The sequence below is a fragment of the Nocardioides sp. Root240 genome (assembly GCF_001428825.1).
Lineage (GTDB): Bacteria > Actinomycetota > Actinomycetes > Propionibacteriales > Nocardioidaceae > Nocardioides.
This window is the reverse complement of the sequence record NZ_LMIT01000016.1, coordinates 18014-31424: the sequence shown is the minus strand read 5'-3', so window position 1 is coordinate 31424 and position 13411 is coordinate 18014. Positions and strand designations below refer to the sequence as shown.

Here is a 13411-nt window from a genome sequence, read left to right as displayed (position 1 = left end):
TCCTCACGCGTGGGCCGGGTCGGCCCGGTCGGGGTCGATGCCGTACTTCTCGATGGCCTGGGCGACGACGTCGCTGGTCACGGTGCCCTCGGCCACGAGGCTGCTCAGCGCAGCGACGACGATGTGGTGGCGGTCCACCTCGAAGTGGCGGCGCAGGTTGCGCCGGTAGTCCGAGCGGCCGAAGCCGTCGGTGCCGAGCACGGTGTAGCGGCCGGGCACGAACGGGCGGATCTGGTCGGCGTACGACTTCATGTAGTCGGTCGCCGCGACCACCGGCACCGCGGCGCCGGTCCTCGCGCCGAGGCTCTGGGCGACGTACGACGTGCGCTGCTCCTCGAGCGGGTGCAGCATGTTCCACCGCTCGGTGGCCAGGCCGTCGCGGCGCAGCTCAGTGAAGCTGGGGGCGCTCCACACGTCGGCCTTGACCTTGAAGTCGGTCGCGAGCAGCTCGGCTGCCGCGAGCACCTCGTTGAGGATCGTGCCGGAGCCGAGCAGGTTGACCGCCGCCCTGGCGCGGCCCTTGCCGGCCTTGAGCAGGTAGAGGCCCTTGAGGATCCCCTCGGTGACCCCCTCGGGCATCGGCGGGTGCTCGTAGTTCTCGTTCATGAGCGTGAGGTAGTAGAAGACGTCCTCCTGCTCGACGTACATCCGGCGCAGGCCGTCGGCGACGATGACCGCCAGCTCGTAGGCGTACGTCGGGTCGTAGGCCACGCAGTTCGGGATCATCGCGGCGTGCAGGTGGCTGTGGCCGTCCTCGTGCTGCAGGCCCTCGCCGTTCAGCGTCGTCCGGCCGGCGGTGCCGCCGAGCATGAACCCGCGGGCGCGCATGTCGCCGGCGGCCCAGGCGAGGTCGCCGATCCGCTGGAAGCCGAACATCGAGTAGTAGATGTAGAACGGGATCATCGGGGTGTCGTTGGTGGAGTACGACGTCGCTGCCGCGATCCACGACGACATCGCGCCGGCCTCGTTGATGCCCTCCTGGAGGATCTGGCCGCTGGCGTCCTCCTTGTAGAACATCAGCTGGTCGGCGTCCTCGGGCGTGTAGAGCTGGCCCGACTGCGAGAAGATGCCGACCTGCCGGAACAGCCCCTCCATGCCGAAGGTGCGTGCCTCGTCGGGGACGATCGGCACGACCCGCTGGCCGATCTCCTTGTCGCGCAGCAGCTTGGTGAGGATCTGGACGAAGGCCATCGTCGTGGAGATGGAGCGGCCGTTGGACCCGGCAGTCTGGCCGAACGCCTCGACGCCGGGGACCGCGAGCGCCGTCGACTTCTGGCGCCGCACCGGCAGGTAGCCGCCGAGCTCCTTGCGACGGGCGTGCAGGTAGGTGTGCTCCTCCGAGCCCTCCGCGAACGAGAGGTAGGGCAGGTCGAGGAGCTGCTCGTCGCCGATCGGGATCGAGAAGCGGTCGCGGAAGGCGCGCAGTGCGGGCTCGGCGACCTTCTTGGCCTGGTGGCTGATGTTCATCGCCTCGCCGGCCGCGCCGAGGCCGTAGCCCTTGACGGTCTTGGCGAGCACGACGGTCGGCGTACCGGTGTGGGCGTGGGCGGCGGCGTAGGCGGCGTACACCTTCTGCGGGTCGTGACCACCACGGGTGAGCCGCCAGATCTCGTCGTCGCTCCAGTCGGCGACCAGCGCCTTCAGCTCCGGGTCGGTGCCGAAGAAGTGCTCGCGGACGTAGGCGCCGTCCTTGGACTTGAAGGTCTGGTACTCGCCGTCGACCGCGTCCATCATCCGGCGCTTGAGCGCGCCGCTGGTGTCCTGCGCGAGCAGCTGGTCCCAGCCGGAGCCCCAGATCAGCTTGATGACGTTCCAGCCGGCGCCGCGGAAGACGCCCTCGAGCTCCTGGATGATCTTGCCGTTGCCGCGCACCGGGCCGTCGAGGCGCTGCAGGTTGCAGTTGACGACGAAGACCAGGTTGTCGAGCTTCTCGCGCGCCGCCATCGAGATCGCGCCGAGCGACTCGGGCTCGTCGGTCTCGCCGTCGCCGAGGAAGGCCCAGACCTTGCGGCCGGCGGTGTTGGCGAGACCGCGCGCGTGGAGGTACTTCAGGAAGCGGGCCTGGTAGATCGCCATCAGCGGGCCGAGGCCCATCGACACGGTCGGGAACTGCCAGAAGTCGGGCATCAGCCACGGGTGCGGGTACGACGAGAGGCCCTTGCCGCCGGTCTCCTGGCGGAAGTTGTCGAGCTGCGCCTCGGTCAGCCGGCCCTCGAGGAAGGCGCGGGCGTAGATGCCGGGGGACAGGTGGCCCTGCACGTAGACGAGGTCGCCGCCGTGCTCCTTGCCGGGCTCCTCGGACGCGGCGTGCCAGAAGTGCTGGAAGCCGACGTCGTAGAGGGTCGCCGCGGACTGGAAGCTGGCGAGGTGGCCGCCGAGCTCGGTGGAGTCCTTGTTGGCGCGCAGCACCATGGCCAGCGCGTTCCAGCGGATCGCCGACCGGATCCGGTGCTCGATCGCGCGGTCGCCGGGGTGGGCCGGCTCGTCCGCGGGCGCGACGGTGTTGACGTACGGCGTGGTGGCGACGTGCGGGACGCGCGAGCCGAGCCGCTGCGCCTCCTCCAGGACCTGGTCGAGCAGGAACTTCGTGCGCTCCTCGCCCTCGAACTCGAGCACGGCTGCGAGGGCGTCGCGCCACTCCTGAGTCTCGTCAGGGTCGATGTCGGGCATCGGTGTCCTCCGGTCGGTGGTGATGGGCATCACCATCGTCAGCCGAAGGGCAGCAATGCGTCCAATGCCTAGTTCGGCCCTGAACTATGCGTCTGTGACATGGATCTTCCGACTGGTCCGGAGCGTGTGGTCGCGGAAGTGGGCGGAGGCCGGCGGCAGCTGGCGGTCCTTCACCCAGGCCAGGCCGATCTCCCGGGACGCCCGCACGTCGGTCACCTTCAACGACGGCGCGAGCGGTGCCGCGCTGCCCCGCGGCTCGGGCAGCAGGGCCACCCCGAGGCCCGCCGACACCAGGCCGCGCAGGGTCTCGACCTCCTCGCCCTCGAAGCCGATCCGCGGCACGAAGCCCACCTGTCCGCAGAGCTCCTCGGTCACCGCCCGCAGGCTGAACCCGGGCTTCAGCACGATGAACTGCTCGTGCGCCACGTCGGCCAACCTCGCCGTACGGCGGGCGGCGAGGCGGTGGTCCGGGGGCACCACCAGCCGCAGCGGCTCCAGGAAGAGGCGCCGGCTCTCCAGGGGAGCCAGGCGGGGGCGGTCGCCGGTGACGGCGAGGTCGACGACGCCGGTCAGCAGGTCCTCGACCAGGCCGGCGTCCCCGTGCTGGCGCAGGTCGAAGCGCACGTGCGGCCGCTCGGTGCGGAAGTCGCGGATCAGCTCGGGCACCAGCCAGGTGCCCAGGGTGTGCAGGAAGGCCAGCGGCACGAAGCCGCCGTCGGGTGCGGTCACGTCCTGCACCGACCGGACCCCGCGCTCGTAGGCCTCGAGGGTGTCGCGCGCGTGGCGGACCAGCTCGTGGCCGGCCGGCGTCAGCACCAGGCCGCGCCCGACGCGTTGCAGGAGCGGCGTACCGATCTCGCGTTCGAGGCGGGCCAGCGCGCGCGAGACGGCCGGCTGGGTGCGGTGCGCGCGCTCCGCCGTCTCCGTCACGGTGTGCCCGTCGGCGACCGCGAGGAATGCGCGGATGGTGTCGAGATCCACGTCTCCCATGCTCTCAGTGCATGGGTCGTCCGACCAGTGTCAGGTGGTCAGCAGCTCGTCGAGGACCGCGGCCCGCAGCTCCTCGAGGTGGTCGCCGACGCCGGTCGCCCGCGTGGCGAGGTCGGCGGCGGCCTCGACGCGGTCCGCCTCGGTCATGGCCAGCAGGTCGAGCACGTCGGCCGCGTCCCACCGGTCGTAGGCGATGCACTGGAAGCGCGCCCCCGCCCGGGTGCGACGCTGCGAGATCCCCACCACCTTGCGGTCCCCGACCAGCACCTCGCCCGGCCCGAGCGCCGCGAAGCACACCAGCCGTCCCCACGGCGTCTGCTCCAGCCCGCCCCGGTAGAGCCGGGTCTCCAGCCCGATCCGACCGAGCGCGCGCTGCCACGCCTCCCCGAGCCAGTACGTCGCCTCGCGCACGTCGTTGCTCCACCGCTCGTCGTGGGTGGGCAGCACCACGTCGACCCACACGCAACGCTCGGGGTCGACGTACACGGCCCCGCCGCCGCTGCGCCTCTTGGCGACCGCGACGCCGGCCCGGCCGGCCGCTGCGAGGTCGGCGATCTCCTCCTGCTGCGCGCTGCCCAGGACGAGCCCGCGCCCGGGCGGCCGGAAGGACCAGACCTCCGCCTCGACGAGGTCGTCGGGGATCGGCCGGGAGTGGAAGTCCGCGATCGACCCGGTGATCTCCAGCAGCCGCATGCCGGGGATTGTGCCGCAGGCTGCTGGAGCGGCCTCAGCCGCGGCGGAAGAGGCCGCGCTTGCGGCCGCCCGCAGCCGGCTCGATCTGCAGCACGGTCACGCTCGGGTCGAACGCCGACGGCACGTGGTGCACCTGGATCCGCTCGCGGGCATCGGCCCCGACGGTGTCGCCGTCGGCGATCACGCGGCCCTCCGTCAACTGGTAGTGCGCGAGGCCGCGCAGCTGCTCGAGCGTGTCGGCGGCGCTGCGCCGGGTCGACTGGATCTCGATGTCCATCAGTCCGAGGTCACCCAGGCCGCGGGTGTGCCCGGTGAGGTGGCCGTCGGGGTGGTTCCCGACGTTGAACGCGACCCAGGCGTGCATCAGCGCTGCGGGCTGCCCGTCGACTGCGACCTCGCGGAAGGCGGCCGGGAGGGTGACGTGGTCGGCCGGAGCCCAGACGACCGCCCGGATGGACGGGTCGAGGGCCACCATCGACGCGACCGCCTTCGTGAGCAGCTCGGCGCGGTCGCGTCCGCCGTCGGCCGGGGAGGTCGTGACCAGGGTGTGGCGGGTGTGCTCGACGGGCGGTGGAGCGGTCGGCGGCCAGAGCCGGCTGTGGGCGCACGTGAGAGCGAGGTCGTTCGGACAGGGAACGTTCATCGTGCTCCACAGGACCGACAGGTCGCCGTAGGTGAGCTGGCTGTCGCCGGTCTCGACCTTGGTGCGGTCGACGTCGCGCCAGTCGGTGAGGAAGCGGACGGCGAGGGCCGTGGAGCTGATCTGCGCCCGCTCCGGGTGGGGGGCGGCGTCCTGGACGAGGATCGCGAGCATGGGCTCGACCCTAGGCGGAAATGCGCCGACGCCCGGCCGGATCCGCAGATCCGGCCGGGCGTCGTAGGACGCGGAGGCGTCGGGCGATCAGGCGTTCTTGATCGCGGAGATGTCGAACTCGAGCTTGATCTTCTCGGAGACGAGGACGCCGCCGGTCTCGAGCGCGGCGTTCCAGGTCAGGCCCCAGTCCTTGCGGTTGACGGTGACGTCACCCTCGAAGCCGACGCGGATGTTGCCGAACGGGTCCTTGGCGGAGCCGTTCTCCTCGAACTCGATGGTGACCGGCTTGGTGACGTCCTTGATGGTCAGGTCGCCGGTGATCGTCCACTCGTCGCCGTCGCGGCTGACCTCGGTGGAGACGAACTTCCACTCGGGGAACTGCGCCACGTCGAAGAAGTCGGGGGAGGTGAGGTGGCCGTCGCGGTCCGGGGTGCCGGTGCTCACGCTGGCGGCGTTGATGGTCACGGTGACCGAGGAGTCGGCCGGGTTGGCGGTGTCGATGTGGGCGGTGGCGTTCCAGTCGGTGAACTGGCCGCGGACCTTGGTGACGACCGCGTGGCGGGCGACGAAGCCGAGACGGCTGTGCGCGACGTCGAGGGTGTAGTCGCCGGAGATGTCGGTGAGGGCGGTGGTGTCGGACATGGCGTGGCTCCTTGAGTGGTGGTGGGATGTTCGTTGAAACGTCAACCAATAGAGCAATGGTGACATGTCAACCATTCCCTTGCCAAGAGTGTCCTGGGTCACATCGGGTGAACAGCTGGAAAAATGCAGGAAGGGCGCCCCGGTCGGGGGCGCCCTTCGCAGGCGTGGTGGGGGAGTCAGGCGGCGTGCGCGACGCTCGCCTGGCCGACCTCGATCCAGACGGCCTCCATGTGGGTGCGGCCGCTGGCGTCGGTCACGGGAACCCAGCGCATCTCGAGCCGGGTGGTCGCTTCGGTGTTGGTCATGAGACACCTCCTGTTCACCTTGTGTTCACCAATATAGCAGGTTCCCCACCTGGCGCCACGGAATCGCCATTTCCGCCCCCTTCGCGCTCCACTGGGCGCCTCGGTAACCCCGTGCAGCCAGGCACTTCGCCCCACTGCCGGCAGGGCGCCTTCCTACCCGCCGTGGAGAGCACGTCGTTCCTGCCCGATATCGGGCAAGAACTTGAGTTTCCGCGGTTCTGACTGCAGGCTCACTGCTGTGCACGTCGACCCGCAGCTCCTCCGCCACGTGGAGGAGAGCAGTGGGTTGAGCCCGGCGGAGGCGCGGCGGTTGGTGGAGGACGTGCTGTCCTTCCACGACGAGCCCGTCGAGGCATGGGTGCGACGGCGTCACGCGGAGCTGAAGACCTACGGCAGCAAGAACGCCGACATCTTCGCGCTCCTCAAGGAGGAGCTGCGCGGCCACGTGGTGGCCGCGCCCGAACTGTCCGAGCGCCAGCTGCGCCGGATGATCTACGGATAGCGGGGACGCGCCAGCGGACCCGCTGATGGTGGTCGAGCGAGACGCGCGGCTGAGGAACGAAGCCGCGACCGTCGTGTCGAGACCCGAGTCAGTGTCGAAAGGACAGCAACATGTGCGGGATCGTCGGATACATCGGGGGCCAGCAGGCCGCCCCCCTCCTCCTCGAGGGCCTGACCCGACTCGAGCACCGCGGCTACGACTCCGCCGGCCTCGCCGTGGTCGGCAGCAGCGGGGTCAAGGTCGCCAAGCAGGCCGGCCGGGTGCGTGACCTGGGCGAGAGCCTGCCCAAGCGCTTCGGCGGCAAGATCGGCATCGGCCACACACGGTGGGCGACCCACGGCCCGGCCAACGACGTCAACGCGCACCCGCACACCGACGAGTCCGGCCGCGTCGCCGTCGTCCACAACGGCATCATCGACAACGCCTCCGCGCTGCGCGCCGAGCTGACCGACGCCGGCATCGCCCTCAGCTCGGACACCGACACCGAGGTGCTCGCCCACCTCATCGGCCTCTCCACCGCCAAGACCCTCGAGGCCCGCACCGCCGAGGCGCTGGGCCGGATCGACGGCACCTACGGCATCGCCGTCGCGCACGCCGACTTCCCCGACCGCATCGTGGTGGCCCGCAACGGCAGCCCCCTGATCGTCGGCGTCGGCGACCACGAGATGTACGTGGCCTCCGACCTGGCCGCCGTTGTCCGCTACACCACCACGGTCGCCCACCTCGACGACGGCGAGATGGCCACGGTCACCGCCGGCGGCTTCAAGACCTACCGGATCGAGGCCTCGGGCCTGGCCGCCACCGACCGCCGCGCCAAGGAGGTCGACATCGACCCCGAGGCCTACGACGCCGGCGACCACGAGTCCTTCATGCACAAGGAGATGCTCGAGCAGCCCGCGCGGGCCGAGGCCGTGCTCCGTGGCCGCCTCGACGAGAAGTTCGGCACCGGCCACCTCGGCGGCCTCAACCTGGACGCCCGCGAGCTCCGCGCGGTCAAGCGGATCAAGATCCTCGGCTGCGGCTCGGCGTACTACGTCGGCCAGATGGGTGCCTCGCTGATCGAGGAGCTCGCCCGGATCCCCGCCGACGCGGAGGCCGCGAGCGAGTTCCGTTACCGCAACCCGATCGTCGAGCCCGACACGCTGTACGTCGCCGTGAGCCAGTCCGGCGAGACGATCGACACCCTGCTCGCGGTCCAGGAGATCCAGCGCAAGGGCGGCTTCGTGATCGGCCTGGTCAACGTGGTCGGCTCCGCGATCGCGCGCGAGGTCGACGGCGGCATCTACCTGCACGCCGGTCCCGAGGTCGCGGTCGCCTCGACCAAGGCGCTGACGAACATGTACCTGGCGTTCGCGATGCTCGCCGTCCAGCTCGGCCGGGTCCGCGACCTCTCCATCGCCGACGGCCGTCGCCTGATCAACGGGCTCACCGCGATCCCCGGCCAGATCGAGCAGATCCTCGCCGCGGAGCCGGAGCTCGCCGTCGTCGCCAAGTCGCTCGCCGAGGCCGAGAGCCTCTTCTTCATCGGCCGCGTGCGTGGCTTTCCCGTCGCGCGCGAGGGCGCGCAGAAGTTCAAGGAGATCAGCTACCGCCACGCGGAGGCCTATCAGACCAGCGAGCTCAAGCACGGTCCGCTCGCGCTGATCTCCACCGCGGTGCCGACCGTCGCGATCGTCCCCGACGACGAGCTGGTCGAGCGCAATGTCGCGGCCCTGCACGAGATCGCCGCTCGCGGCGGCCCGCTCACCGTCGTCACCCACCCGGGTGTCGACCTGGGCGACCTGGCCGGCAAGGTCGAGCGGATCGACGTACCGAAGAACGAGCGCGAGCTGGACCCGATCCTGCTGACGGTGCCGCTGCAGGTGCTGGCCTACCACGCCGCGCTGACTCTCGGCCACGACATCGACAAGCCCCGCAACCTCGCGAAGTCCGTCACCGTCGAGTGAGGGTGACGCACGGCACCGCGCCGACGATCCGGCGTGAAATGGCTCACGCCACTACCCTTGACGGGTGAGCGAGACAGCTGAGACCGAGACCACCACCTTTGCCGACCTCGGCCTCGGCGAGCGCATCCTGAAGTCGCTGAAGGACGTCGGCTACGAATCGCCGTCCGCGATCCAGGCGCAGACCATCCCGCACCTGCTCGCGGGACGCGACGTGATGGGTCTCGCGCAGACCGGCACGGGCAAGACCGCCGCGTTCGCGCTGCCGATCCTCGACCAGCTCGACACCTCGCAGAAGACGCCGCAGGCACTGGTGCTCGCGCCGACCCGTGAGCTCGCGCTGCAGGTGTGCGAGGCGTTCGAGAAGTACGCCGCCAACATGCGCGGCGTCAGCGTCCTGCCCGTCTACGGCGGCCAGGGCTACGGCGTGCAGCTGTCCGCGCTGCGTCGTGGTGTCCACATCGTCGTCGGCACGCCCGGCCGGATCATGGACCACCTGGAGAAGGGCACGCTCGACCTCACCGAGCTGCGCTTCCTCGTCCTCGACGAGGCCGACGAGATGCTCAACATGGGCTTCGCCGAGGACGTCGAGACGATCCTCGCCGACACCCCCAGCGACAAGCAGGTCGCGCTGTTCTCGGCGACCATGCCCAAGCAGATCAAGACGCTGTCGCAGAAGTACCTCAACGACCCGGTCTCGATCGCCATCGAGCGCAAGACCCGGACCGCCGAGAACATCCGCCAGCGCTACCTCATCTCCAGCTACCCGCAGAAGGTCGACGCGCTCACCCGCATCCTCGAGGTCGAGAACTTCGAGGGGATGATCGTCTTCGTCCGCACCAAGAGCGAGACCGAGCTGCTGGCCGAGAAGCTGCGCGCCCGCGGCTACAGCGCCGCCGCGATCAGCGGTGACGTGCAGCAGACCCAGCGCGAGCGGACGGTCAACCAGCTCAAGGCCGGCAAGCTCGACATCCTCGTGGCGACCGACGTCGCGGCCCGTGGCCTCGACGTCGAGCGGATCAGCCACGTCGTCAACTACGACATCCCCACCGACACCGAGGCCTACGTGCACCGGATCGGCCGCACCGGCCGCGCCGGCCGCAGCGGCGACGCGATCTCGTTCATCACCCCGCGCGAGCGCTACCTCCTCAAGCACATCGAGAAGGCCACCCGCTCCACCCTCGAGCAGATGCAGCTGCCCAGCGTGGATGCCGTCAACGAGACCCGGCTCGCGCGCTTCGACGACCTGATCACCGCCGCGCTGGAGTCCCCGCAGATCGAGTTCTTCCGCGACGTGGTCGGCCACTACATCCGCGAGCACGACGTGCCGGAGGCCGATGTCGCCGCCGCGCTGGCGATCGCGCTCCAGGGCGACACCCCGCTGCTGCTCGAGGAGGAGCCGGAACGTCGTCCTCACCGCGATTACGACGACCGCGACGACCGTCGCGGTGGCGACCGGGGAGACCGCGGCGACCGTGGTCCGCGCGACCGCGCCCCGCGCGGTGGCGGCAACTTCCAGGCCTACAAGATCCAGGTCGGCAAGCGGCACCGCGTCGAGCCCCGCCAGATCGTCGGCGCGCTCGCCAACGAGGGTGGCCTCGACCGTCGCGACTTCGGCAAGATCACGATCCGCCCGGACTACTCCGTCGTCGAGCTGCCCGCGAACCTCCCCGACGGCGCCCTGGAGCGGCTCAAGAACACCCGGATCAGCGGCAAGCTGATCGAGCTGCAGAAGGACTACGGCCCGCCGAACCGGTCGCGCAAGCCGCGCGACTGACCTACCCTCGATCTCCATGGGGGGTCGGTCCGTGCTGTGTGCCGCGGTCGCGCTGGTGGCGACCGCGTGCGGCGGTACGACGCTGCCCGAGTCCGCTCCGTCGTCGGTGAACGCCTCGCCGACCGCCGCCGACCCGGCCACGCCGGTCGAGCGGGCGCCGGAGCTGTCGCGCTCGGGAGCGCGGGCCGACGTACCGGACGCGCAGATCATGGCCCAGCTCGCCCGCCGGGCCGAGCGGATCGCGAAGCGGCTGCCGCCCGTGCAGGTGCCGGTCGACGTCGACCGCGGCTCCAACCGCGCGCTCGGCTACCAGCTGATGATCGAGTTCGGCTACCCGCGCGAGCAGTGGGGCTACCTCGACGCGCTCTGGCAGCGCGAGTCCGGCTGGAACCACCTCGCCGAGAACCCCAGCTCCGGTGCCTACGGCATCCCGCAGTCGCTGCCCGGCACCAAGATGGCCGTCGTCGGCAGCGACTGGCGGACCAACCCGGAGACCCAGATCAACTGGGGGCTGGCCTACATCGGCGCCCGCTACGGCACTCCTCAGAAGGCCTGGGCCCATTCGGAGAAGGTCGGCTGGTACTGAGCTGGATGGCGCGAGCGCGTCGTCGCTGCGCTCCGCCGCGCTGCCGCGCCGCGGTCGAGTCCGGCGGTGGGTTCCGCCCGCCTGGCGGCAAGGCTGCCGGCACGCGGAAAGTCCCGCCCGCCTCCGCTCCGGTCGCTCCTTCGTCGCTCTCTCCGCTCCGGCGTTCGTGATTCCCGCGCTCGCCGGCTGTCGATCGGTCCGTCAGGCGATCCGCTCGAGGGCGGCGTCCTGGACGCACCCGGCCGCCGCGACCATCCCGGCCGCGGCAGCCGTGAGCACGGACGCCATCGGCATCGGCAGGCCCGGCCCCTGGGCCATGTCGCCGGCGGCGAAGACGCCGGGCACGCTGGTGCGGCCGAAGGCGTCGACGAGCACCGCGCCGGCCTCGGAGAGCTCGACGCCGAGCTGCTCGGCGAACGGGGTGGCCAGGGCCCAGTCGGTCTTCACGATCATCCCGCCGAGCGCGACCGGGTCGGCGCCGGACAGCTCGACGACCAGCCCGTCCCCCTCCCGTCGTACGGCGACCAGCGGGGCCGGCTCGACCGGGACACCGAGCCGCTCGAGGCTCTCGGCGGTCGCAGACTCGAGCGCGACCCCGTCGGTGAGGACCACCAGGTCGCCCGCGATCGGGCGGAGCATCGAGGCCATCGCGGCCACGTGCGGTGCCGAGCCGAGGACGCCGACGCGGGTGCCGGCGTACTCGTGGCCGTGGCAGAACGGGCAGTGGGCGATGAGGTCGCCGAACTCCCCGGCGATGCCGGGGACCGACGGCAGCGTGTCGCGGACGCCGGTGGCGAGCAGGACGCGGCGCGCGTGGACCGACTCCTCCCCGGCGACCTCGAGGACGAAGGCGCCGAGGCTGCCGGAGATGCGGGTGACCTCGGCGTCGCGGAAGGTCACGTCGTCGTAGGCCTCGGCGTCCTTGCGACCGGCGGTGCGCAGCTCGGCGGGCGGGGCGCCGTCGTGGCCGAGGAAGTTGTGCATGTGGCCGGTCGGGTCGTTGCGGTAGCGGTCGGTGCCGAGGACGAGGGTCCGCTGGTGCATCCGGCCGAGGGTCTGGGCGGCCTGGAGGCCGGCGGAGCCGGCGCCGATGACCGCGACGTCGTAGGTGCTGGTGTTGTCCATTGCTCCACGATGTGGCTTCATGTTGACATGAAGTCAAGCCCTCGTGACGTCCGCTGGTCCATCGGCGACCTGGCCGACCGGTTCGACCTGGAGACGCACGTGCTGCGGTACTGGGAGGACTGCGGGCTGCTGCATCCCGACCGCGACTCCGCCGGCCGGCGCGTGTACGGCGAGGTCGACGCCTACCGCGTCGCGACCATCCTCGTCAGCAAGGCCTCCGGGATGAGCCTCGACCAGATCCGCACCCTGGTCGACGCGTCGGCGGAGGGTCGTCGGGACGCGTTGCGCGCGCACCTGGTCGAGCTCGACCGGCGGCAGGCCGAGATCGAGCGGTCGCGCCACATGACCAACCACGCGCTCGAGTGCCGGGCCCACGACATCACCGCCTGCCCCGGCTTCCAGGCCCACGTGGAGGACATCGTCGAGGGGACCACGCGCGGCCTCCCGCTGTCCGATCCGCATTCATCCGGGCACAGGTGACGCTGCCGGGATTTCGTGATGGAGTGACCTGCATCACACCCCACGCTCCCCGAAGGTGGCCCCCATGTCCCGGTCGCTGCGCCTGCTCCTCTCCCTCGGCTCCGTGCTCTCCGCCGCCATCGTCGGCCTGGTCGCCGTCCCACCGGCCCATGCGGCCTCGCCCGTCTACGTCGCCCTCGGGGACTCGTACTCCTCGGGCGTCGGCACGCGCAGCTACATCGACGACGGCACGAGCTGCCAGCGGTCGACCTACGCCTATCCCAAGCTGGTCGCGACGGCTCGGGCCTACGCCCTGACCTTCAAGGCCTGCTCGGGCGCCACCACGAGCACTGTCACGAGCAGCCAGCTGAGCGCGCTGAGCACGGCGACCGACTACGTCACGCTCTCGGTCGGCGGCAACGACGCCGGCTTCACCAGCGTGATCACCGAGTGTGCGCAGCCCGGCTGGATGTCGGACTGCGACGGGTCGGTCAACACCGCGCAGTCGTTCATCAACAACACCCTGCCCGGCCGGCTCAGCACGCTGTTCGCCTCCATCAAGAGCAAGGCGCCCAACGCCGTCGTCGTGATCGTGGGCTACCCGCGCCTGTTCATGGGCGAGGACTGCAACGCGGCCACCTTCTTCTCGCCCGCCGAGGAGACCCGGCTCAACGCCACCGCCGACCTGCTCAACAGCAAGCTGTCCGCCGCGGCGAGCGCGAAGGGCTTCAAGTGGGCGAACCCGACCTCGCGCTTCGTCACGCACGCGGTGTGCGACGACGTGGAGTGGCTCAACGGGCTGTCGAACCCGATCAGCGAGAGCTACCACCCCAACAAGCTGGGCCACTCGTCCGGCTACAAGCCGCTGGTGCAGGGCCTGCTGGTCGGCTGATCGCACGGACCCG

Annotated in this window: 13 protein-coding genes; 6 read left to right on the top strand and 7 right to left on the bottom strand. The window is 70.8% G+C overall.

The genetic code is table 11. From position 1 onward, the window contains the following. Window positions 1-3 precede the first annotated feature (3 nt). From aceE to ASE20_RS25895, 6 genes are all read right to left on the bottom strand, one after another. Entirely contained in the window at window positions 4-2706 is a 2703-nt protein-coding gene (gene aceE, locus ASE20_RS23035; RefSeq protein ID WP_412778596.1) for a pyruvate dehydrogenase (acetyl-transferring), homodimeric type, read from the bottom strand. A 48-nt stretch (window positions 2707-2754) separates the two neighbouring features. Then, window positions 2755-3651 carry a LysR family transcriptional regulator gene (locus ASE20_RS23030; protein ID WP_056896935.1) on the bottom strand — a complete coding sequence of 299 codons (897 nt, stop codon included), beginning with the start codon at window positions 3649-3651 and terminating at the stop codon, window positions 2755-2757. Between the two features lie 39 nt (window positions 3652-3690). Then, on the bottom strand, window positions 3691-4353 hold the full coding sequence (locus ASE20_RS23025; RefSeq protein ID WP_056896934.1) for a lipoyl protein ligase domain-containing protein: 663 nt from the start codon (window positions 4351-4353) through the stop codon (window positions 3691-3693). A 34-nt stretch (window positions 4354-4387) separates the two neighbouring features. Next, window positions 4388-5167, bottom strand: coding sequence for a DUF4261 domain-containing protein (locus ASE20_RS23020; protein ID WP_056896933.1), 780 nt, complete (start codon window positions 5165-5167; stop codon window positions 4388-4390). Between the two features lie 87 nt (window positions 5168-5254). Next, entirely contained in the window at window positions 5255-5809 is a 555-nt protein-coding gene (locus ASE20_RS23015) for a YceI family protein (RefSeq protein ID WP_056896932.1), read from the bottom strand. Window positions 5810-5985: 176 nt separating this feature from the next. Next, entirely contained in the window at window positions 5986-6114 is a 129-nt protein-coding gene (locus ASE20_RS25895; protein ID WP_263969881.1) for a hypothetical protein, read from the bottom strand. 238 nt (window positions 6115-6352) lie between these two features. Here ASE20_RS25895 and ASE20_RS23010 point away from each other — a divergent pair, with 238 nt between their 5' ends. The 4 genes from ASE20_RS23010 (at window position 6353) to ASE20_RS22995 (ending at window position 10922) form a co-directional block, all read left to right on the top strand. After that, entirely contained in the window at window positions 6353-6616 is a 264-nt protein-coding gene (locus tag ASE20_RS23010; protein ID WP_056896931.1) for a hypothetical protein, read from the top strand. A gap of 110 nt (window positions 6617-6726) precedes the next feature. Further along, on the top strand, window positions 6727-8562 hold the full coding sequence (glmS, locus tag ASE20_RS23005; RefSeq protein ID WP_056896930.1) for a glutamine--fructose-6-phosphate transaminase (isomerizing): 1836 nt from the start codon (window positions 6727-6729) through the stop codon (window positions 8560-8562). Window positions 8563-8626: 64 nt separating this feature from the next. Further along, a complete protein-coding gene (locus ASE20_RS23000; RefSeq protein ID WP_056896929.1) occupies window positions 8627-10336 on the top strand; it encodes a DEAD/DEAH box helicase in 1710 nt (569 codons plus the stop codon). Between the two features lie 16 nt (window positions 10337-10352). Then, window positions 10353-10922: a transglycosylase SLT domain-containing protein gene (locus ASE20_RS22995; protein ID WP_056896928.1), complete on the top strand. Its 570-nt coding sequence runs from the start codon at window positions 10353-10355 to the stop codon at window positions 10920-10922. 201 nt (window positions 10923-11123) lie between these two features. On the opposite strand, the gene ASE20_RS22990 is transcribed toward ASE20_RS22995, so the two are convergent. Further along, a complete protein-coding gene (locus ASE20_RS22990) occupies window positions 11124-12047 on the bottom strand; it encodes an NAD(P)/FAD-dependent oxidoreductase (RefSeq protein ID WP_056896927.1) in 924 nt (307 codons plus the stop codon). Window positions 12048-12074: 27 nt separating this feature from the next. On the opposite strand from ASE20_RS22990, the gene ASE20_RS22985 reads away from it, so the two are divergent. Both ASE20_RS22985 and ASE20_RS22980 read left to right on the top strand, forming a co-directional pair. Further along, window positions 12075-12527: a MerR family transcriptional regulator gene (locus ASE20_RS22985; protein ID WP_056896926.1), complete on the top strand. Its 453-nt coding sequence runs from the start codon at window positions 12075-12077 to the stop codon at window positions 12525-12527. Between the two features lie 64 nt (window positions 12528-12591). Continuing rightward, the gene (locus ASE20_RS22980; RefSeq protein ID WP_056896925.1) at window positions 12592-13398 is read left to right on the top strand and encodes an SGNH/GDSL hydrolase family protein; all 807 of its coding nucleotides are present in this window, start codon (window positions 12592-12594) and stop codon (window positions 13396-13398) included. Window positions 13399-13411: the final 13 nt, after the last annotated feature.

Bases quoted from the DNA above. Each gene is read 5' to 3' on its own strand.
- ASE20_RS22985 (WP_056896926.1), top strand. From the start codon at position 12,075: ATGAAGTCAAGCCCTCGTGACGTCCGCTGGTCCATCGGCGACCTGGCC.
- ASE20_RS22990 (WP_056896927.1), bottom strand. From the start codon at position 12,047: ATGGACAACACCAGCACCTACGACGTCGCGGTCATCGGCGCCGGCTCC.
- ASE20_RS23015 (WP_056896932.1), bottom strand. From the start codon at position 5,809: ATGTCCGACACCACCGCCCTCACCGACATCTCCGGCGACTACACCCTC.
- ASE20_RS23020 (WP_056896933.1), bottom strand. From the start codon at position 5,167: ATGCTCGCGATCCTCGTCCAGGACGCCGCCCCCCACCCGGAGCGGGCG.
- ASE20_RS23025 (WP_056896934.1), bottom strand. From the start codon at position 4,353: ATGCGGCTGCTGGAGATCACCGGGTCGATCGCGGACTTCCACTCCCGG.
- glmS (WP_056896930.1), top strand. From the start codon at position 6,727: ATGTGCGGGATCGTCGGATACATCGGGGGCCAGCAGGCCGCCCCCCTC.
- ASE20_RS22995 (WP_056896928.1), top strand. From the start codon at position 10,353: ATGGGGGGTCGGTCCGTGCTGTGTGCCGCGGTCGCGCTGGTGGCGACC.
- aceE (WP_412778596.1), bottom strand. From the start codon at position 2,706: ATGGTGATGCCCATCACCACCGACCGGAGGACACCGATGCCCGACATC.
- ASE20_RS22980 (WP_056896925.1), top strand. From the start codon at position 12,592: ATGTCCCGGTCGCTGCGCCTGCTCCTCTCCCTCGGCTCCGTGCTCTCC.
- ASE20_RS25895 (WP_263969881.1), bottom strand. From the start codon at position 6,114: ATGACCAACACCGAAGCGACCACCCGGCTCGAGATGCGCTGGGTTCCC.